We start from the raw sequence: 19,070 nt of genomic DNA, 5'->3' as shown, positions 1-19,070 counted from the left end.
TCCCCCCGGGGGCTTCGGCCGGACACATGGCGCCCAGTGGGCGGCATGTGCCTGCCGAAGAGCTGCGGCACTGCCCGCAGCGCGGTCTGCAAGACCGTCCAAGCCCGCGCGCGTTCAGCGCAGCGGGATTGGACGAGGGGCACGATGACCTGGGCCATCGCAGCAAAACTGCTTGCCATCCTGGTGGCGGTGGCCATCGGCTGGGCGGTCGGCCGCATGCGCTGGCTGGGCGGGGGCGAGGCGGGCAGCCAGCCGGGCGAGCCGGGCGACCCTGCCCGCGTGCTGGCCAATGCGGCCTTCTACATCTTCGTGCCGGCCCTGCTGTTCCGCACCACGGCGCGACTGGACACGTCGGCGCTGCCCTGGGCCTTCCTGGGCGCCTTTTTCGCGCCGGTGCTGGTGCTGATCGCGCTGCTCTACGCCTGGCAGCGCTGGCGCCGCCAGCCGGGCGAGAACGTCGTCGTGCCCAGCGTCAAGGCCATCACCGCGGGCTTCGGCAACACGCTGCAGGTGGGCTTGCCGGTGGCGGCGGGCGTGTTCGGCGAGCAGGGCCTGGCCATCCACATCGCCGTGGTCAGCCTGCATGCGCTGTGCATCCTGACGCTGCTGACCTCCCTTGTCGAACTGGACCTGGCACGCGACCGCGCCTCTGGCAACCTCGGCGCGACGCTGCTGCAGACGGTGCGCAACACCGTCATTCATCCGGTCGTGCTGCCGGTGCTGGCAGGCCTGGCCTGGAACGCGACCGACCTGCCGCTGCCGGCGGTCGCCGACGAGGCGCTGCAAAGCCTGGGCACGGCGGTCGTGCCGCTGTGCCTGACGCTGATCGGCATGTCGCTGGCCTACTACGGCTGGCCGCGCACCTGGCGCGGCCTGGCCGGGTTGGTGGCCACCAAGCTGCTGCTGATGCCGGCCGTCGTCCTCGCGGTCGCGCATTGGGGCCTCGGGCTGACCGGCATGCCCCTGGCGGTCATCGTCATGATCGCCGCGCTGCCGACCGGCTCCAACGCGCTGATCTTCGCGCAGCGCTACCGCGCGCTGGAGGCCGAGGTGACGGCCGCGACCGTCGTCTCCACCGGCCTGTATGTCGCCACCGCGCCGCTGTGGCTGGCGCTGCTGGCGTGGATCTCACCCTGGCAGCCGCCGCCCTGACTGCCGGCACTTCTGCGCCGCGCGGCGCCGGCTGCCCAATCCCTGCATCGCTCTTCGAGGACTGACCCGCATGAACGCTCCCGCCCCCCGCCGCCTGGTGGCCTTGCTGGCCCTGTCCGGCGCGCTGTCCGCCGCGCTGCCCGTCTGGTCGGCGCCGCCCGTGCCGGGCGCCGTCAGCACCGAGGCCGGCCGGCTCGCGGTGCGCCATGAGAAGTTCACGTTGCCCAATGGCTTCGAGGTCATCCTGGTGGAGGACCACCGCCTGCCGCTGGTCGCCTTCAACCTGTGGGTGCATGCCGGCCCGCGCAACGAGGCCCCGGGCCAGACCGGTTTCGCCCACCTGTTCGAGCACCTGATGTTCGCCGGCAGCCGCCACGTGCCGCGTGGCGAGTTCGACAAGTTCGTCGATGCCGCTGGCGGCACCGATGCCAACGGCTCGACCAACTTCGACCGCACCAACTACTTCTTCACGCTGCCGTCCAACCAGCTGGCGCTGGGCCTGTGGCTGAAGGCCGACATGCTCGGCTGGATGATCGACGAGGTCGATTCGGTGGCGCTGGCCAACCAGCAGGACGTGGTGCGCAACGAGCGCCGCCAGAGCACCGAGAACCAGCCCTACGGCATCGTCGAGGAGGCGATGTACCAGGCGCTCTACCCGGCAGGCCACCCCTACCGCGCGGTGGTCATCGGCTCGCATGCCGACATCCAGGGCATCCAGCTCAAGGACGTGAAGGCTTTCGCCCGCACCTACTACCGGCCCAACAACGCCACGCTGGTGCTGGCCGGTGATTTCGATCCCAAGCAGGCCAAGGCGCTGGTGACGAAGTACTTCGGCACGCTCAAGGCCGGCCCGAAGCCGCCCGAGGTCAAGGTCGCCATGCCGGTGATCACGAAGGAGCGCCGCCTGGTCGTGACCGACCGCATCGAGCTGTCGCGCCTGAACCTGGCCTGGCACACGCCGCCGATGTTCGCGGCCGGCGACGCCGAGCTGGACGTCGCCGCCCATGTGCTGGGCGGCGGCAAGGCCAGCCGGCTGTACGGCCTGCTGGTGCGCGACCGGCAACTGGCGCAGAGCGTGCAGGTCAGCCAGCAATCGCAGTCGCTGAGCTCGGTCTTCGACATCGAGATCGTCGCGCGGCCCGGCGCCTCGCTCGATGAGATCGAGGCCCTCGTCGATGCAGAGGTCGCCAAGCTGGCCACGACGCCGCCCACCGAGGCTGAGCTGGCGCAGGCGCGGGCCGTCATCGAGACCCAGCTGCTGCAGCACATGGAGAAGGTGGGCATGCTGGCCGACCTCGTCAACCACTACAACCAGATGGCCGGCGACCCCGATTTCGTCGGCAGGGACCTGGCGCGCTACCGCCAGACGACGCCGGTCGCCGTCAGCGCCACGGTGGCTCGATGGTTGAAGCGGGATGCCCGCGTCGTCGTGCAAGCCAAGCCGGGCGAGCAGGTGCTGGCGGCCGAGGTGGCCACGCCGCCCATGCCGACGAAGGCGGCCAAGGGCGAACGCGAGTCCTTGAACGCGCCGGAGCCCTGGCGCAACAAGCCGCCCGGCGCGGCCAAGGCCGGCACGCTGTCGCTGCCTGCGGCCCAAAGCTTCCAGCTCGCCAACGGGTTGACGGTCATCCACTCGCAGAAGGCCGGGCTGCCGCTGGTCAGCGCCAGCCTCGTCGTGCGTGCCGGCCAGGGCGCCAACCCCGCCGACAAGCCGGGCCTCGCGGGCTTCACCGCGGCCATGCTGCCCGAGGGCACGACGACCCGCAGCGCCCAGCAGATTGCCGAAGCCGCCGCGGCACTGGGCGCCACGCTGACAACCCAGGCCGGCGGCGAGGAGGCGCGCGTCGAGTTCTCCGGCCTCAAGGCGGTGGCCGGGCAAGGCCTGGCCCTGCTGGCCGATGTGGCACTCAACCCGGCCTTCGCCGCGCCCGAGATCGAGCGCCTGCAGGCCCAGCGCCTGGCCGCGCTGGCCCAGGCGCGCGAGCAGGCGCCGCTGCTGGCCAATGCCATAGGCAACCGCGTGACCTATGGGGAGGGACACCCCCTGGGCGCCAACGCGCTGGGCACCGAAGCCAGCATCAAGGCCACCGACGCCGCCGCGCTGCGCGCCTTCTGGCAAGGGCACTACCGCCCGGAGCGTGCGGCACTCGTCGTGGCCGGTGACCTCGGCGAGGCCGAGCTGCGTGCGCTGGTGGAGCCGCTGTTCGGCCGCTGGAAGCCCGTGGGCGACGCCGCCCCCGCCGCGCCGCTGCCGCCGGCCGGGCCCATCGCTGCCCGCACGGTGCTGGTCGACAAGCCGGGCGCGCCGCAGACGGCGCTGGCCGTCGTCGCCCCCGGCCCGTTCGCGGCGGCCCCGGACGCGGCCGACATCGGGGTCATGAACGCGGCGCTGGGCGGCCTGTTCACGTCACGCATCAACAACCAGCTGCGCGAGGTCAAGGGCTACACCTACGGCATGTTCTCCGGCTACACGATGGGCCGCGAGCGCGGCCAGTTCGGCATCCGGGGCAGCGTGCGCACCGATGTGACCGGCGCGGCGCTCGTCGACATGTGGAAGGAGATCGAGGGCATGCGCGCCAAGCCCATGACCGCGGCCGAGCTGAGCCGCGTGCGCAACGCCCAGCTGCTGTCGCTGCCGGGCCAGTTCGACACCAACGTCGCCGTCGTCGGCGGCTATGCCGGCAACTGGGCCGTGGGCCGGCCGCTGAGCGCCGTCACCGACCTGCCCGCCAAGTACGGCGCGGTCACCGCAGCCAGCGCGCTGCGGGCGGCCCGGCAGCATCTTGACCCGGCCCAGCTCATCGTCGTGGCCGTGGGCGACAAGGCCAAGGTGCAGCCGCAGCTGGAAGCCATCGGCCGCAAGGTCGAGGTGCGGGACGCCGAGGGGAAGCCTGCGCCCTAACTGCCCAGCGATTCGTACAGCGCGATGAACTCCTGCGTCAGCTTGTGGCGCGGGTCGAGGTGGATCATGGGCCGGCTCAGCTCGTGCGATTCCTTGACCTTCACGCTGCTGGACAGGTAGGGCTGCAGCACCGGCAGGCCCTCGTCCAGCAGCTCCTGCACGGTGCGCTGCGGCAGCGAGGCGCGGGCCTGGAACTGGTTGACGACGATGCCCTCGACGCGCAGCTCCGGCGCGTGGTCGGCGCGGATCTCATCGACGGCCTCCAGCAGCCCGTAGAGCGCCCGGCGCGAAAAGTCGTCGCAGTCGAACGGGATCAGGCAGCCCTGCGCCGCGATCAACGCCGAGCGCGTGTAGAAGTTCAGCGCCGGCGGCGTGTCGATCCAGATCTCGTCGTAATGGCCGTCCAGCCGCTGCAAGGCCTCACGCAGCTTGTAGATCTTGTAGCGGCTCTCCAGCTTGCCGTGCAGCTCGTCCAGCTCGGGGCTGGCGGCCATCAGGTGCAGGTTCTGCCACGGCGTCTCGCTGATGAACTCGCTGTTGTCGTGCTCGCGCACGCTGAACTTCAGCGTCTGCGCGAAGAACTCCGCCGAGCCGGTGCGCTCGTCATCGGCGGCCTCGCCCAGCAGGTAGCGCGTCGTGTTGCCCTGGCAGTCCAGGTCGATGACCAGCACGCTCCTGCCCTGCGACGCGGCGATCGCCGCGAGGTTGCTCGTGATCGTGGACTTGCCCACGCCACCCTTCTGGTTGAACACGACTCGCCGCATCGCCCGCACCTCCGCTTGGATGCGACGATTGTGCACTGCACAAAAGTCAGTCGGGCACTGCGTTCTGGGGATTCAGCGGGTGGGCGATGCCGCCGTCGCCGTAGCTGCGCACCACCTGGGCGATGACGACCTGGTAGCCCTTCAGCCAGCGCGCCTGGGCCGTCTTGGCCTCGCGGTGCGATGGGTGGTTCATCAGCTGCTGCAGGGCGTCCATCGAGTCCCAGTAGTAGACGTTGGAGATCAGCCCGGTGGCGGGGTTCTCCCACGCCTCTTCGCCGCGATAGCCGGGGATGGCGCGGGCGATCCGGGCGATGCGCTCGTCGAGCGCGAAGAACTCGGCGTCGTACTCGCCCTTGGCGAAGGTGAAGGTGGACGTGAACATCAGCGTGGGGTGGCGAGCGCGCGTTCGACGAAGCGTCGCGGCACGGTGGTCTTGGGCACGCGCACCGGGAACCAGCTGCGGATGTCGCTGTCGATGCCGATGCCGTGCATGAAGTTGTAGAGGCCCTTCTTCAGCCCCTGGCCCAGGCCGTCGTGGTCGGTGGGCGTGGGGTCGATGAAGGCGATGTCGTTCCTGGCGAAGCGGCCGTCCGCGGGCAGCGGCTGCAGCGTGACGCCGTACTCCGCCGGGTTCATGCCCACGGGCGAGTGCACCGTGCAGGCAAAGCGGTGGAAGAAGCCGCTGTGGATGCAGCCGTTCTCGAACAGCTGGCGCACGTACTCCAGCGCGTCCACGGTGTCCTGCGTCGTCTGCGTCGGGAAGCCGTACATCAGGTAGGCATGCACCAGCACGCCCGCGTCGGCGAACGCCTTGGTCACGCGCGCCACCTGCTCGACGCTGACGCCCTTCTTCATCAGCTGCAGCAGCCGGTCTGAAGCGACCTCCAGCCCGCCGGAGATCGCGATGCAGCCGCTGTCGGCCAGCAGCTGGCACAGCTCGGGCGTAAAGGTCTTCTCGAAGCGGATGTTGCCCCACCAGCTGATGGCGACGTTGCGACGCAGCAGCTCCTCCGCGAGGGCCTTGAGCGCCTTGGGCGGCGCGGCCTCGTCGACGAAGTGGAAGCCCGTCTGACCCGTCTCCCTGACGATGGCCTCGATGCGGTCCACCAGCACCTCGGCCGAGGCGGCCTCGTAGCGCGAGATGTAGTCCAGGCTCACGTCGCAGAAGCTGCATTTCTTCCAGTAGCAGCCATGCGCCACCGTCAGCTTGTTCCAGCGCCCGTCGCTCCACAGCCGGTTCATAGGGTTGAGCATGTCCAGCAGCGACAGGTAGCGGTCCAGCGGCAACCCGTCCCAGGTCGGCGTGCCGACGTCGTCGAAGGGGATGTCGGGTTCGACGAAGTTGGTGTACCTGACCTGGCCTTCGTCGCGCCAGAAGGTGCGCACGAGGCGTTGCTTCGATCGCTTGCCCGCCACGTGCTCCAGCAGCGCCAGCAATGGCCGTTCGCCGGCGTCCAGCGTCGCGTAGTCGACGAAGTCGAACAGGCGCGGCTCGGCCAGTTCGCGCAGCTCGGTGTTGACGTAGCCGCCGCCCAGGACGGTGACGACATCCGGCCGCGCGGCCTTGATCGTCTGCGCGATGCGCAAGGCCGCGTAGACGGAGCCGGGGAAGGGCACGGACAGCAGCACGACGTCGGGGGCATGCTGCTCCAGCGCCGCCAGCGTGAGCCGCTGCAGCGTCGTGTCGACGAGGTTGGGCGGCGCGGCGAGCGCGTCGGCCAGCGGGTCGAAATGCGCCTGCGCCGCGGCCAGCGACTCGGCGTAGCGGACGAACTCGAAGCGCGCGTCCACCGCATCGCGCAGCACGTCGGCGAGGTCGTTCAGGAACAGCGTCGCCAGGTGCCGCGCGCGGTCCTGCAGGCCCAAAGCGCCGAAGGCCCAGGCCAGCGGGTCGCCGCCGTCCTCGTCGACATAGGCGTCCAGCGACGCGAAGCGCGCGCCCTCGGGGAGGAAGGCGCGCGTGTTGATGCGATGCGCCACCGTCGGGTCACGGCCCTGCAGGAAGGCGATGACGCGCGGCGTGACGGCGGCGATGGTGCCGAATTCGGCGGCGAACCAGGCGGTCTGGGCTGTGCGCTGGAGCTCAGGCAGGGCCTGGACGGTGCTGCGGATCTGCGCGAGACCGGCGGGCGCGAACAACTCCAGAACCAGCGCGAGCGCCAAGTCCACCTGCTGCGCGTCGATGCCTCGCGAGCGCAGGAAGCCGGTCAGGTAGGCGGTGGACGGGTAGGGCGTGTTCAGCTGCGTCATCGGGGGGATGACGGCAAGCACGCGGGGGGACGCTGGAGACATGCCGGAATTGTCGCGGTAGGGCATTCGTAGAACTGCTCACGTGCCTACCCTCGAGCGAACTTCTCCGAAACATCAACGTCGGCAAATTCGTGTTGCCGCCGCCTACCCCTTCAGCTTGTCCCGCCTCGCCTGCGCCTTCGCCGCGGCCTTCGACACACGCGCCAGCGACGTTTCATACACCGCCCCGTCCTCCCGCTTGTCGACGGCAATGACGGTCACGATCAGATGGTCGTCCTCGACCGAGTAAACCAGCCGCACGCCTTGATGTCGCAGCTTGATCTTGTAGCAACCGGCCAGCGGCCCATGCAGTTCACCGCCCGGCACGCGCGGGTTGTCCAGGCGCTTGGCGAGCAGCTTCTTCAGCGGCGCCTTGACTGACCCATCGAGCCGGTGCCATTCCTCCAGCGCCTCGGGCATGAAACGAAGCGCGTACTTGTGCTTCGCCTTGCCGCCCTCAGAGGTCGTCAATGTCCACCTCGACGGCGCGCGCCTTGTCGGCCAAGCGGCTGGCGGCCTTGCGGTACAGCTCCTGGTCGGCCAGTTCGTCCATCATGGCCTCGAACAGGCGCGGCTCAATCATGTAAAAGGCCGCCCGATTGTGGTTGAGCACCGCGACCGGGCGGTGGTTGGCCTCTCGCAGCACGGCAGCCGGGTTCTTCTTGAACTCGGACATGCTGACCGCGATTTCGGCAAGAATGGCTTCCATCATTTGGCTCCAAAATTGGCGCCAAATATAGATCTAATTGTATTGAACGGTCAAATTGGCGGGCGCATTGGCCGCTCTCAACGCCCTACCTGCCAGCGTCCTTTGGCCGAACTCGCAGCATGTGCACCGCCCTCAGCGGCTTCAAGCGGCTTCTTCTCTTCCACCAGTTCCCGGGGAACGAAGGGATTTGTCAGCGTGAAACGCTTGTGCGTACCGTTGCGCAGGAGTTCCAGCTCGTGCGCGAAACTGCTCTTGAACAAGCGCTCCAACGAGCCGTCCTGCCGGGCCAGGTTCAGCCCCGCCTCCAGCCGCTCCGCCATCCGTGGCTCGTGGATGGTGACGTAGAAGATGACCGGCAGCGGGAAGTAGATCGTGATGTCGGGCAGCAGCATCAGCTGCTCGGCCAGTTCGGGGCGGCTCGCCAGGATGGTGTCGACGTCCATCAGGCTGATGGGGATGTAGTCGATGCGCTTCTTGGCCAGCATGTCCAACAGCGTGGCCGGGTTGGCGATGTCGTTGACGCGGTAGCCGTTGTGCCGGTAGATCTCGACGTCCACCCAGCCGTTGGCCTGCCCGACGACGAGTTCCTTGAGGTCGTCCGCTTGCACGATGCGCTTGAACCGGTCGAGGTCGTCGCGGCGGATCAGCAGCTTCCGGTAGCCGAGCAAGTCCTTGAAGATGGGCACGTTGACGCGCAGGCTGCGCTCCGGCAACTTGTCGTCGCTGGTCTCCAGCGGCCGCCAGGGCCCGGCGTGCACGTTCACGACATCGCCGCGGTTGATCTCGCGCCGCAGCCGGGAGGTGGAGTAGCTCTTCACCACGCGGGTGAGCTGGTAGGGCCCGTAGTCCTTGGTGGTCTTGTCCAGCGCCAGCGTCAGCAGCGCGAACTGGTAGTCGTCGCGCTTCGGGGTGGCGCCCCAGTCCCAGTAGCGGAACTCCATGCGGGGCTTGGCGGGCGGCGCTGCAGGTTCGGCACGGGCTGCTTGCCAGGGCGGCAGGCCAAAGCCGAGGGCGCAGCAGACCGCCCAAGCTAGAGATACGGCGAGGCGGGCCGCCAAGCATGACTGCCATGGCGGATTCAGTCTCGGCTTTGCGCTCGAAAACATGGCCCCCGCGTCCCTCCCAGTGCCGGTCGTCCGACTGGCGTCAGCCGGTGATCCACCCCGCCAGCTTCTCTGCAATCATCAATGTCGGCGAGTTCGTGTTGCCGCTCGTGATCGTCGGCATCACGCTGGCATCGGCCACGCGCAGGCCCACCACGCCGCGCACGCGCAGCCGCGAATCGACCACCGCATCGGGGTCGTCCTTGCGGCCCATGCGGCAGGTGCCGACGGGGTGGAAGATGGTCGTGGCGATGTCACCGGCCAGGCGGGCAAGGTCCTCGTCGGTCTGGTACTGCGGCCCGGGCCGGTACTCCTCGGGCCTGAAGCCCGCCAGCGCCGGCTGGGCCACGATGCGCCGCGTCAGCTTGAGGCTCTCGGCCGCGACCTGGCGGTCGGCCTCGGTGGACAGGTAGTTGGGCCGGATGGACGGCGCGGCCAGCGGGTCGGCCGAGGTGATGCCGACGCTGCCGCGGCTGGTCGGGTTCAGGTTGCAGACGCTGGCCGTGAAGGCGTCGAAGCCGTGCAGCGGCTCGCCGAAGGCGTCCAGCGACAGCGGCTGCACGTGGTATTCCAGGTCGGGCCAGACCTTCTCCGGGCTGCTGCGCGTGAAGGCGCCCAGCTGGCTCGGCGCCATGCTCATCGGGCCGCTGCGGCGCAGCGCGTACTCCAGGCCGATCATGGCCTTGCCCAGCAGCGAGGCGGAGCGCAGGTTCAGCGTCCTGGCGCCCTGCACCTTGTAGACGGCGCGCACCTGCAGATGGTCTTGCAGGTTGGCGCCGACGCCGCGCAGGTTCTGCTCGACGTTGATGCCCAGCCCCTGCAGCAGTTCCGCCGGCCCCAGGCCCGAGAGCTGCAGGATCTGCGGCGAGCCGATGGCACCCGCCGCGAGGATGACCTCGCCGCCGACGTTGAGCCACGGCTGCTCGATGCCATGCGGCGTCTGCACCTCCACGCCGCCGCAACGCAGGCCGTTGTCGTCGCGCATCAGGCGCAGCTTGCGCACCTGCGCGCCGGTCCACAGCTCGAAGTTGGGCCGGCCGAAGGTCGTGGGCCGCAGGAAGGCCTTGGCCGCGTTCCAGCGCAGGCCCTTCTTCTGGTTGACCTCGAAATAGCCCACGCCCTCGTTGTTGCCGGCGTTGAAGTCGCTGGTGGCCGGGATGCCGGCCTGCTGCGCCGCCGCGGCGAAGGCATCGAGGATGGGCCAGCGCAACCGTTGCTGCTCCACGCGCCATTCGCCCTTGTGGCCGTGCATCTCGGCAAATCCCTCCGGCGCGGTATCGGGCTTGTCCAGCCGCCAGTGGTTCTCGTGGCGGCGGAAGGCGCGCAGCACGCGCTCCCAGCGCCAGGTGTCGTCACCGGTCACGTCGGCCCAGTGCTCGTAGTCGCGGCTCTGGCCCCGCATGTAGATCATGCCGTTGATGCTGGAGCTGCCCCCCAGCACCTTGCCGCGCGGGTAGCGCAGGCTGCGGCCGTTCAGGCCCGGTTCGGCCTCGGTGCTGAAACACCAGTCGGTGCGCGGGTTGCCGATGCAGTGGAGATAGCCGACGGGGATGTGGATCCAGTGGTAGTCGTCCTTGCCGCCGGCCTCGATGAGCAGCACACGCTTTTGCGGGTTGGCGCTGAGCCGGTTGGCCAGCAGGCAGCCGGCGGTGCCGGCGCCCACGATGATGTAGTCGAAACCTTGTGCGGACATTGAAGACAGTGCAGGGCGCTGCGCGGCGCGCAGCAAGCTCTAGCGTAATTCACTCCCCTTTCGGCACGGCGCTGCCCATGCCGTACCAGTCCAATTTGCGCGTCAGCGTCATGACCGCCGCCAGCACCGCGAACAGCAGCACCGCGCCGATGACGAGGGCCGTCTGCTCGCGGCTCAGCAGCACGTAGAGCGCGCCATACAACAGCGCGATGCCGCCGCCGAACGCCAGGCCGCGCAGCCAGCCGCCCAGCATGGCCGCGGCGTATTGCGTCAGCACCGCGGCCGCCGCGCCGGCCGCGATCAGGTAGGCCACCAGGAAGGGCAGGTGCTCCGACAGGCTCAGCAGCAGCAGGAAGAACAGGCTCAGCGCCAGGCCCACGAGCAGGTACTGCACCGGGTGGACGCGCCGGCCCGTCAGCAGTTCGGTCAGGCCGACGGTGACGAAGGTGAGCGCGATGAACATCAGGCCGTACTTGATGGCGCGGTCGCTCATGACGTAGGGGTTCACGGGGTCGATGAGTTCGACGGCGAGGACGTCGAGACCCTTGCGATTCGGCGTCGCTTGAGGTGCATCGATCCGGTAGGGAGAGAAACGTTCCGACAGGTCGGGCAGCGCGCCGCCCGACACGAGATCGGCTGCCGCCGAGCTGGCCAGCGACGAGACGGCCCAGCGCGCCGTGAAGCCGCTGACGCCGATCTGGTGCTCGATGGGTAGGAATTGACCCGTGAAGCTGGGATGTCGCCAGCTGGATTGCAGCGTGACCTGCGTGCTGCCGGCGGCTGGCACGACACCGAAACGCTGGCTGCCGACGAGGTTGAGTTTCAGCGTCACGGTCAGCGGCTGGTCCAGGCGCTGTTCCGGCAGCCGGGCGTGCAGGCTGCCACGCAGCGACGGATGCGGTGTGCCCGGAGAGACCGCCAGCACAACACCATCTCGCTTGAGCTCTGCGGTGCGGATGCCGCGCGCGTCGCTGAGCGCGGCGACGACAACCGGGTCGTCGCAGCTGAGCCGACCGTTGGCGTGCTCGGCCTTGGGCGTCAGGCTGGCCAACGTGTCCCAGCGCGCATCGATGTTGAGCTGGGCAGCATAGGTATTGACCTTGAAGAGGCCACGTCGCCGTTCTTCGGGGCTGAGACCGCCATTGATCTGCAGTTGCGAGGGTGTGGCCGTCAGCCAGAAGTCGCGCGAGTCGGTGATTTCCTTCTTGTCCGAGATGTAGGTCCAGGTTTCCTTGCAGGCGCGCACCAGCGCCGGCCCTGCCAGCGCCTGGGGACCGGCCAGCGATTGCTCGACGCTTTGCGTCGCCTCGCGTTGACGTTGCTGGCGCTCGTACACCAGCCCACCGATCTGAGCGAGGACGATGCAGATGAGGACGGAGATGACGGCCAGGATGGCCAGCTTGATGAGGAGGGCTTTGTTCATGCCGCCAGCATCGCCAGCGGTGGTGAGCGCATGACGAAGTGCGTGAAGCGAGCGTGAAGTCAGAGCGGCAGGATGAGCGTCACCTTCAACCCTGGCGCCGCCGCCTCGAACGCCAGCCGCCCGCCATGCAGCTCGGCCACGCGCCGCGCAATCGCCAGGCCCAGGCCCGAGCCCTTGACGAGGCTGCCCGGCCGCGCCGTCGAGAAGAAGCGCTTGCCCAGCTGCTGGAAGGCCACCGCCGGCACGCCGGGGCCGTGGTCGCGCAGCGCCAGGCGCACGCTCGTCGGCGTCGTGCTGACGGCGAGTTCGAGCGTCGAGCCGGCGGGCGCGAAGTCGATGGCGTTGACGAGCAAGTTGCCGAAGGCCAGCTCCAGCAGTGCGGCATCGGCGTCGACCGTCACCGCGTCGCGCGCCGTCCACACGACGCCGAGGCCCTTGCGCGCCAGCCGCGGCGCCTGGTGCTCCAGCTGGGCGTCGGTCCAGTCCGCCAGCGCCAGGCGTTGCCGCTCGCCCAGGCCCACCTGCGCCTCCAGCTGCGACAGCGCCAGCACGCGCTCCACCAGCGTCTGCAGCCGGGCGGTCTGGTCCAGCACCTGCGCGGCAAAGCGCTGGCGGTCCGCGGCGGGCAGCTCGTCCTGCAGCAGCTCGCCGCTGGCGCGCAGCGCGGCCAGCGGGCTCTTGAGCTCATGCGTCAGCGCCCGCACGTCGTGCTCCAGCTGCTCGCGACCCTCCAGCCGGCGGCGCATGTCGTCCATCGCGTTCGCCAGGTCGCCCAGCTCGCCCGGCATCGCCGGCGGCGCAATCGCCTGGCCGGCCTGCGCCTGCTGGGCATAGCGGCGCAGCCGCCGCACCGAGGCGACCAGCCACAGCGTCACCGCCACGCCGACGACGAGGCTGGCCGCCAGCAGCGCGGCGCCGGCCCAGAACACGCGGCGTTCGGCGCGGTCGATGAAGCGCTGCACGCTGGCCACCGGCTTGGCGACGCTGACGACGCCCAGCACGCGGCCCTCCTTCAAGATGGGCGCCGCGACGACGAGGATGGTGCTGCGGTCGTCGGCCGCGTAGCGCGTCGAGCGCGCGCCATAGTCGCCGCGCAGCGTGCGGGCGACGTCGTTCCACTGCGAATAGTCCTGGCCCACGGCCGACGGCTGGCCGGAGTCCAGCACGACACGGCCACGCGCATCGGTCACGTACAGGCGCAGGTCCAGGCTCTGCTTGCGCACCCCCCAGATCGCCACGTCGACCTCGCGCTTCGCGTAGCGCTGCAGCTGCGCGCCGAGCCGGCTGCCGGGCTTGAGGCCGTCGCCATCCATCTCGTCCGCGGCGGTCTCGGCCAGCAGGTGGGCGGCCTCCACCATCAGGTCTTCCATGACCTCGCGCACGCTGGGCTTCACCTCGGCCAGGAAGACCTTCAGCAGCAGCACGGCGCTGAGGCCGGCGATCAGGAAGAAGCCGAAGAAGACGCGCAGGCCCAGGCGCATGTCAGGACCTCCAGGCGAAGTGCTTCGTCATGGCTCCAGCGAGTAGCCCATGCCCCGATGCGTCTTGATGGGATCGCGCGTCGGTGCCGCCTCGCGCAGCTTGGCGCGCAGCGTCTTGATGTGGGTGTCTACCGTGCGGTCGCCGCTGTCGGCGCTCGTGCCCCAGACGGCGTCCAGCAGCACCTCGCGGGAGTGGATGCGCTGCGGCGCCTGCAGCAGCTTGAGCAGCAGGCCTAGCTCCAGCTTGGTGAGGTTGAGCAGCACGCCGTCCAGCCGCACGCGCGCGCCGTCGACGACGAAGCCCGCCGCCACGGCCGGTGCCGCCTGGGCGCGGCGCAGCAGCGCGCGCACGCGGGCCACCAGCTCGCGCGGGCTGAAGGGCTTGGCGAGGTAGTCGTCCGCGCCCAGCTCCAGGCCCAGCACGCGGTCCATCTCCTCGCTGCGGGCGCTCAGCACGATGACGGGCAAGGCCTTCAGCGGCCCGGCGCGCAGCTCGCGGCACAGGTCCAGGCCATGGCCGTCGGGCAGGCCGATGTCCAGGATGAGCAGCTCGGGCGCGGGCGTTTCGCGCAGCCGCTCGCGCGCCTCGGCCAGCCAGGCGCGGTGCTCGACCGTGAAGCCCTCGCGCTGCAGCGCGAACACGACGGTGTCGGCGATGGCCGGGTCGTCTTCCAGCAGCAGCAGGCTCAAGCGCGCCAGCCCTTGTGAAGTGCCGCCACCAGCGCGGCCGCCGAGCCCGGCGCGCGGTTCAGCGGCAGCGCCTGGCCGGCCCACAGGCTGATGAAGTCCGCCTGCCCGGCCTTGGCGGCCGCCTGGCGCATGGGCCGGCTGGCCGCGTTCGGCTGCGGGAAGGCGGGCAGTGCCACGCCGTCCAGCTCGCGCGTGACGCGGTTGGCCACGCCGCGCGCGAAGCGGCCGGAGAACGCGCGCGTCAACGTCGAGTCGGCATCACTCGCTGCCAGCAGCGCCGCGCGGTAGGCCGGCGACAACGGGCATTCGTCGACAAGCAGGAAGGCCGTGCCGACGGTCGCCGCGCTGGCCCCCAGCGCCCGCGCCGCCGCGACGCCGCGCGCGTCCGCAATGCCACCGGCGGCGATGACCGGGATGTCGAGCGCGTCGACCAGCTGCGGCACCAGGGCCAACGTGCCGATCAGCGCGCCTTCCGGGCTGCCCAGGAAACCGCCGCGATGTCCGCCGGCCTCATAGCCCTGGGCCACGACGGCGTCGACGCCGCTGGCCTGCAGCATGCGGCCTTCGGACACCTGCGTGGCCGTGCCCACCACCTTGAAGCCCTGGGCCTTCAACGCCGCCACCCGCGCCACGCCCGGGTCGCCCATGGCGAAGCTGATGACGGCAGGCCGGGCCGCGATCGTGGCTTCGAGCTGGGCCTCGAAATCCTCCTCGTAGCGCTCCGGGCGCAGCGGCGCCGGCAGGCCCAGCTCGGCATGCCAGACGGCCAGGCGGGCGAGGTAGCCGTCCAGCGCCTCGTCGTCGCGCAGCCAGGCCTGCGGGCAGAACAGGTTGATGCCGAAGGGCCGGTCGGTGTGCGCACGGATGTCGGCGGCTGTCTCGGCGATGCGCTCGGGGCTCAGGTAGGCCGCGCCCAGCTGGCCGAAGCCGCCACCCGCACTGACGGCGGCCACGAGCGCGGCGCTGGCGGCCTCGCCGGCCATCGGCGCCATCCAGATCGGAGGCAGGTCGAAGAGCATGTTCACCCCACGGTTCGCGCGGCCAGCACCGGGAAGAGCTTGATCAGCCCGTCGGCCAGCAGTTCCACCGCCAGCGCCGCGAGGATCAGGCCCATCAGCCGCGTCATGATGTTGATGCCGGTCTGCCCCAGCACCCGTGCGATCTTGCTGGAGGCCGAGAAGGCGATGAAGGTCACCAGCGCGACGACGACGCCGTAGCCGCACAGGATGGCCAGCTCCCACCAGTGCCGGGTCTTGTCCGCGTAGATGACCATCGTCGAGATCGTCGCCGGCCCAGTCAGCAGCGGGATGGTCAGCGGCACGACGGCGATGCTGGCGCCAGCGTCCACCTTGTTGTCGCCGTCGCTCACGTCCTGCGGACGGGCCTCGGCTGGCTTGGCGTTGAGCATCTGCAGCGAGCTGATCAGCAGCAGGCAGCCGCCGCCGACCTGGAAGCTGGCCAGCGAGATGCCGAAGAACTCGATGATCTTCAGGCCGAACAGGGCGCTGAGCGCGATGACGATGCCGGCCGTGCAGGCGCTGACGAGGATGGTGCGGCGCCGCTGCGCGCGCGAGAACGCGGACGTGAAGTGGATGAAGAAGGGCACCACGCCGACCGGATTCACGATGGCCAGCAGCGCGACGAGGGGCTTGTAGATGTCCATGGCGGGTGATTGTGGCGGCTACCATCGCCGCGCGGCCGCTGCCCGAGGTCTTTGCCAGCCTTCACGGGCGGGCACTCCGGGGCACCCCCGGGGGTCTTGAATCTCTCGTCCGGCAGGGCGCGAGCCCGGTGGCGCAAAGCGCCAGGCAGCTCACGCATCACCCGTCGCTCGGGCAGCGCGCCGCACCTTGTCATCAGGGAGACGAACAGGGTGGACGCTGCCCGCACCACGACCGCCCGGGCGCTGGCCCGCGCGATGCTCGCCGGTCCGCACGAGGCGGGCGGCCTGGCGGCGCGCATGGCCGCCTGCCTGGATGCACGCCCGCCCTGGCTGGCCGCGCTGGCCGAGGCGATGGCGCGCGTGCCGGGCGAGGTCTGGCGGCGTCTGGACGTGGCGACGCTGGCCCGGCGCGTCGACGCGCACGACGGTTTTGCCGAGGCCTGGTTCAGCGCGGCCCGGCCCGAGGCGCGCCGCTGGCTGCTGCGCGCGCCTGACGCGCCGGCACCGGCGCCTGCCGGCCTGGAGCGCCCGGACTGGCCCACCGTCGGTGCCCTGGCGCGCGGCCTGGGCATGACGCCGGCGGGCCTGTGGCGGCTGACGCTGCCCACCGACTGGCAGCGCTGCCGGCCGCTGGCGCAGCAGCATTACCGCCAGGCGCTGATCCCCAAGCGAGGCGAGGGCGCCGGCTGGCGGCTGCTGGAGGTGCCCGAGCCGCACCTGCGCGCGGTGCAGCGCCGCCTGCTGGCCCAACTGCTGAACGGCCTGCCGCCGCACGACGCTGCCTTCGGCTACGCGCGCGGCCGCTCGGTCGTGCAGCATGCGGCCCGGCATGTCGGCCAGGGCCGGGTCCTGCGCTTCGACCTGGGCGACTTCTTCTCGACCGTGCGCGCCGCGCGCGTGCATGCGCTGTTCAAGACGCTGGGCTACTCGACCGCCGTGGCCCGTGCGCTGACGGCGCTGTGCACGACCGCCACGCCGGAGGCCTGGCTGCGTGCCGAGCCGCGGCTGGGCTGGCTGCAACGCCAGCGCCTGCGCGACCCGCACCTGCCGCAGGGCGCGCCGACCTCCCCGGCCGTCGCCAACCTCTGCGCCTTCGCGCTGGACGCCCGCCTGACGGGCCTGGCCGAGCGCTTCGGCGCGCGCTACAGCCGCTATGCGGACGACCTCGTCATCTCCGGCCCCGCGGCGCTGCCGGTTCGCAGCGTGGGCGCCTGGGTCGCCGCGATCGCCGAGGACGAGGGCTTTGTCGTCAACCCGCGCAAGACGCGCAGCCTCGGCATCGCGCAGCGCCAGTCGGTGTGCGGCATCGTCGTCAACGACCGGCCCAACCTGCCGCGCGACGAGTTCGACCGGCTCAAGGCCGTGCTGCACCGCTGTGTCGTCGACGGCCCGGCCGGACAGAACCGCGACGGGCATGCCGACTTTCGTCGCCACCTGCAAGGCCGCGTGGCCTGGGCGACCCAGCTCAATCCCGGCAAGGCCGAAAAACTCAAGGCGCTGCTCGATCGCATCACGTGGCCTGGCTGAGCCCGCGCAGGTAGTCCAGCCCGGCCGCGCCGCGCGCGCCCCACCAGCTCAACAGCTCGCCGTCCACCAGCTGCACGCGCGCCTGCGGGCACAGCGCCTGCGCCTCGGCGATGTGCGCTGAACCGAAGCGGTAGGGCTCGGAGCTGAGCAGCACGCGGTCGATGCCACGCAGCCAGGGCTCGTTGCCGTCCAGTGCCGGATAGCGGCCGGCGCCCTGCTCGCCGCCCTGCACGTCGGGCCAAGTGCGCCAACCCACCTCGGCCAGCAGTGTCGAGATGTAGGTGTCGCACGCTACCGTCATCCATGGCTCGCGCCAGATCAGGTACAGCACCTGCTCGCCTAGCCACCGCTGTACGCGGCAGCGGGCCAGCGCTGCCGTGAACTCGGCCGACAGCGCGGCCGCCCGCTCATTGACGCCGGGCTGGCCGGCAAAGGCGGCGCGCAGCTGCTCGAACAGCGCCAGGTTGTCCTCCGGCCGGCTCGGATGCGTAACGATGACCTGGGGCACGAAGTCCCGCAGCGCCTCGGCCGTCTCGCGCCGGTTCTCGTCCACGTTGACGACCACATGGGTCGGGGCGAGCTTCTTCAGCTTCTCGAGGTTCACGTCCTTGGTGCCGCCCACCTTGGGCACGGCGGCGACCGCTTCGGCGGGGTGGATGCAGAAACCGGTGCGGGCGACCAGGCAAGGCCCCAGGCCGAGGGCCACCAGCGTCTCCGTCGCGCTGGGCACGAGCGAAGCGATGCGCGGCGGGCTCATGCCGGCTCGGTCAGCGCCAGGTACACCGCGCAGCAGCCGCGCAGCCAAACCAGTGTCGGCAACACCAGCGCCAGCGCGAACACGACGCCGCCGCCAATCAGCGCCGCGAGGCCCAGGTTGCCGCCCTGCAGCGGCACGCCGCTGGCGCCCATGCCGCGCGGCCCCAGGCCCGTGACGCCGGCCAGCAGCTCGCGCGCCGGCAGCTCGACCCCCGCGCCCAGGATGGCCAGCCCGGCCAGCAGCTGGCTGCCGCTGACGACGACGAAGCTGACGGCGGCCGTCGCCAGCGCCACCATCAGGTAGACGGCCGCCATCAACAGCGCCGTCTCGGGCAGGCCGTGACGCAGGCGGTGGCGCAGAAAGGCCAGCACCTCGCGGCTGCGCAGGCCGGCCCAGACCGCCGGCCCTGCCAACGGCCCCACCAGGATGACGAGCACGAACGCGATGCCGCCCAGCATCAGCACGCCGGCCGGCAGCACCACGGCCAGCAGCGGCGCGCCGACCAGCGGCAGGTGCGTTGCCCACAGCAGGGCGGCCAGCGCGAGCACCGCCACGGCCGCGAGCGCCACGCAGGCCAGCAGGGCCAGCAGCACCCGATGGGCGCTGCGCAGCGCTTGGGACAGCGCGTCCTGCGGATCCCTAACGCGTCGACCGCAGGCCTGGTCCATCAACATCAGGCCGGTGGCGTTGACGCCAAAAAAGGCGACAGCCAGGCCCAGGCCCAGCCACAGCGCGCTGATGAAGCCCTCGTCACGCCCCAACGCCGAGCGCGCCATCGCCAGCAGCAGGCCGGTCATGCAGAAGCTGGCCAGCAGCGCGTAGAGGGCGCGCAGGTTGCGTGGCGCGTCGATGCTGGCGAGCACGCGGGCGAGGGCGGAAATCAAGGGAGGCGTCATCGGGCGGCGATGGTAGCGATG

Annotated in this window: 17 protein-coding genes; 3 read left to right on the top strand and 14 right to left on the bottom strand. The window is 70.6% G+C overall.

Translation table 11 applies throughout. The annotated features are described in order from the left end of the window. Nucleotides 1-144 precede the first annotated feature (144 nt). Both ASD35_RS13020 and ASD35_RS13015 read left to right on the top strand, forming a co-directional pair. Nucleotides 145-1,152 carry an AEC family transporter gene (locus ASD35_RS13020; RefSeq protein WP_056875358.1) on the top strand — a complete coding sequence of 336 codons (1,008 nt, stop codon included), beginning with the start codon at nucleotides 145-147 and terminating at the stop codon, nucleotides 1,150-1,152. Between the two features lie 70 nt (nucleotides 1,153-1,222). Then, nucleotides 1,223-4,054 (top strand): pitrilysin family protein, encoded by a 2,832-nt coding sequence (locus ASD35_RS13015; RefSeq protein ID WP_056875357.1) that lies wholly within the window; start codon nucleotides 1,223-1,225, stop codon nucleotides 4,052-4,054. Here the strand turns inward: ASD35_RS13015 and ASD35_RS13010 are convergent. The 12 genes from ASD35_RS13010 to ASD35_RS12955 all read right to left on the bottom strand — a co-directional run bounded on the left by ASD35_RS13010 (nucleotide 4,051) and on the right by ASD35_RS12955 (nucleotide 15,869). Continuing rightward, entirely contained in the window at nucleotides 4,051-4,818 is a 768-nt protein-coding gene (locus ASD35_RS13010; RefSeq protein WP_056875356.1) for a ParA family protein, read from the bottom strand. The genes ASD35_RS13015 and ASD35_RS13010 overlap by 4 nt on opposite strands. Before the next feature lie 46 nt (nucleotides 4,819-4,864). Next, nucleotides 4,865-5,200, bottom strand: coding sequence for an antibiotic biosynthesis monooxygenase (locus ASD35_RS13005; RefSeq protein ID WP_056875355.1), 336 nt, complete (start codon nucleotides 5,198-5,200; stop codon nucleotides 4,865-4,867). Further along, nucleotides 5,200-7,110: a radical SAM protein gene (locus tag ASD35_RS13000; protein ID WP_056875442.1), complete on the bottom strand. Its 1,911-nt coding sequence runs from the start codon at nucleotides 7,108-7,110 to the stop codon at nucleotides 5,200-5,202. The genes ASD35_RS13005 and ASD35_RS13000 overlap by 1 nt, the downstream gene beginning before the upstream one ends. Before the next feature lie 102 nt (nucleotides 7,111-7,212). Beyond that, entirely contained in the window at nucleotides 7,213-7,527 is a 315-nt protein-coding gene (locus ASD35_RS12995) for a type II toxin-antitoxin system RelE/ParE family toxin (RefSeq protein ID WP_056875441.1), read from the bottom strand. Nucleotides 7,528-7,564: 37 nt separating this feature from the next. Continuing rightward, nucleotides 7,565-7,816: a type II toxin-antitoxin system Phd/YefM family antitoxin gene (locus tag ASD35_RS12990; protein ID WP_056875440.1), complete on the bottom strand. Its 252-nt coding sequence runs from the start codon at nucleotides 7,814-7,816 to the stop codon at nucleotides 7,565-7,567. A gap of 77 nt (nucleotides 7,817-7,893) precedes the next feature. Next, a complete protein-coding gene (locus ASD35_RS12985) occupies nucleotides 7,894-8,757 on the bottom strand; it encodes a hypothetical protein (RefSeq protein WP_056875354.1) in 864 nt (287 codons plus the stop codon). 205 nt (nucleotides 8,758-8,962) lie between these two features. Next, complete coding sequence (locus ASD35_RS12980; protein ID WP_056875353.1) at nucleotides 8,963-10,612, bottom strand: GMC family oxidoreductase; 1,650 nt, start codon at nucleotides 10,610-10,612, stop codon at nucleotides 8,963-8,965. Between the two features lie 49 nt (nucleotides 10,613-10,661). Further along, nucleotides 10,662-12,035, bottom strand: coding sequence for a cell envelope integrity protein CreD (gene creD / locus ASD35_RS12975; protein ID WP_056875352.1), 1,374 nt, complete (start codon nucleotides 12,033-12,035; stop codon nucleotides 10,662-10,664). A 59-nt stretch (nucleotides 12,036-12,094) separates the two neighbouring features. Next, the gene (gene creC / locus ASD35_RS12970) at nucleotides 12,095-13,516 is read right to left on the bottom strand and encodes a two-component system sensor histidine kinase CreC (RefSeq protein WP_056875351.1); all 1,422 of its coding nucleotides are present in this window, start codon (nucleotides 13,514-13,516) and stop codon (nucleotides 12,095-12,097) included. A gap of 27 nt (nucleotides 13,517-13,543) precedes the next feature. After that, nucleotides 13,544-14,215, bottom strand: a complete 672-nt coding sequence (gene creB, locus ASD35_RS12965; protein ID WP_056875439.1) for a two-component system response regulator CreB — start codon at nucleotides 14,213-14,215, stop codon at nucleotides 13,544-13,546. Then, complete coding sequence (locus ASD35_RS12960; protein WP_056875350.1) at nucleotides 14,203-15,225, bottom strand: nitronate monooxygenase family protein; 1,023 nt, start codon at nucleotides 15,223-15,225, stop codon at nucleotides 14,203-14,205. The genes creB and ASD35_RS12960 overlap by 13 nt, the downstream gene beginning before the upstream one ends. A 2-nt stretch (nucleotides 15,226-15,227) precedes the next feature. Next, entirely contained in the window at nucleotides 15,228-15,869 is a 642-nt protein-coding gene (locus tag ASD35_RS12955) for a MarC family protein (RefSeq protein ID WP_056875349.1), read from the bottom strand. Nucleotides 15,870-16,079: 210 nt separating this feature from the next. Between ASD35_RS12955 and ASD35_RS12950 the strand changes: the two genes are divergently transcribed. Then, nucleotides 16,080-17,396 carry a reverse transcriptase family protein gene (locus ASD35_RS12950; RefSeq protein ID WP_056875348.1) on the top strand — a complete coding sequence of 439 codons (1,317 nt, stop codon included), beginning with the start codon at nucleotides 16,080-16,082 and terminating at the stop codon, nucleotides 17,394-17,396. On the opposite strand, the gene ASD35_RS12945 is transcribed toward ASD35_RS12950, so the two are convergent. After that, nucleotides 17,380-18,153 carry a helical backbone metal receptor gene (locus ASD35_RS12945; RefSeq protein WP_056875347.1) on the bottom strand — a complete coding sequence of 258 codons (774 nt, stop codon included), beginning with the start codon at nucleotides 18,151-18,153 and terminating at the stop codon, nucleotides 17,380-17,382. The genes ASD35_RS12950 and ASD35_RS12945 overlap by 17 nt on opposite strands. Beyond that, the gene (locus ASD35_RS12940) at nucleotides 18,150-19,049 is read right to left on the bottom strand and encodes a hypothetical protein (RefSeq protein WP_157275528.1); all 900 of its coding nucleotides are present in this window, start codon (nucleotides 19,047-19,049) and stop codon (nucleotides 18,150-18,152) included. Before ASD35_RS12940 ends, ASD35_RS12945 begins: the two co-directional genes overlap by 4 nt. Nucleotides 19,050-19,070: the final 21 nt, after the last annotated feature.

The sequence above is a fragment of the Pelomonas sp. Root1444 genome (assembly GCF_001426885.1).
In the GTDB taxonomy this organism is placed as follows: Bacteria; Pseudomonadota; Gammaproteobacteria; order Burkholderiales; family Burkholderiaceae_C; genus Pelomonas.
The sequence above is the reverse complement of the archived record's forward strand: the minus strand, read 5'-3'. Positions and strand labels throughout refer to the sequence as shown.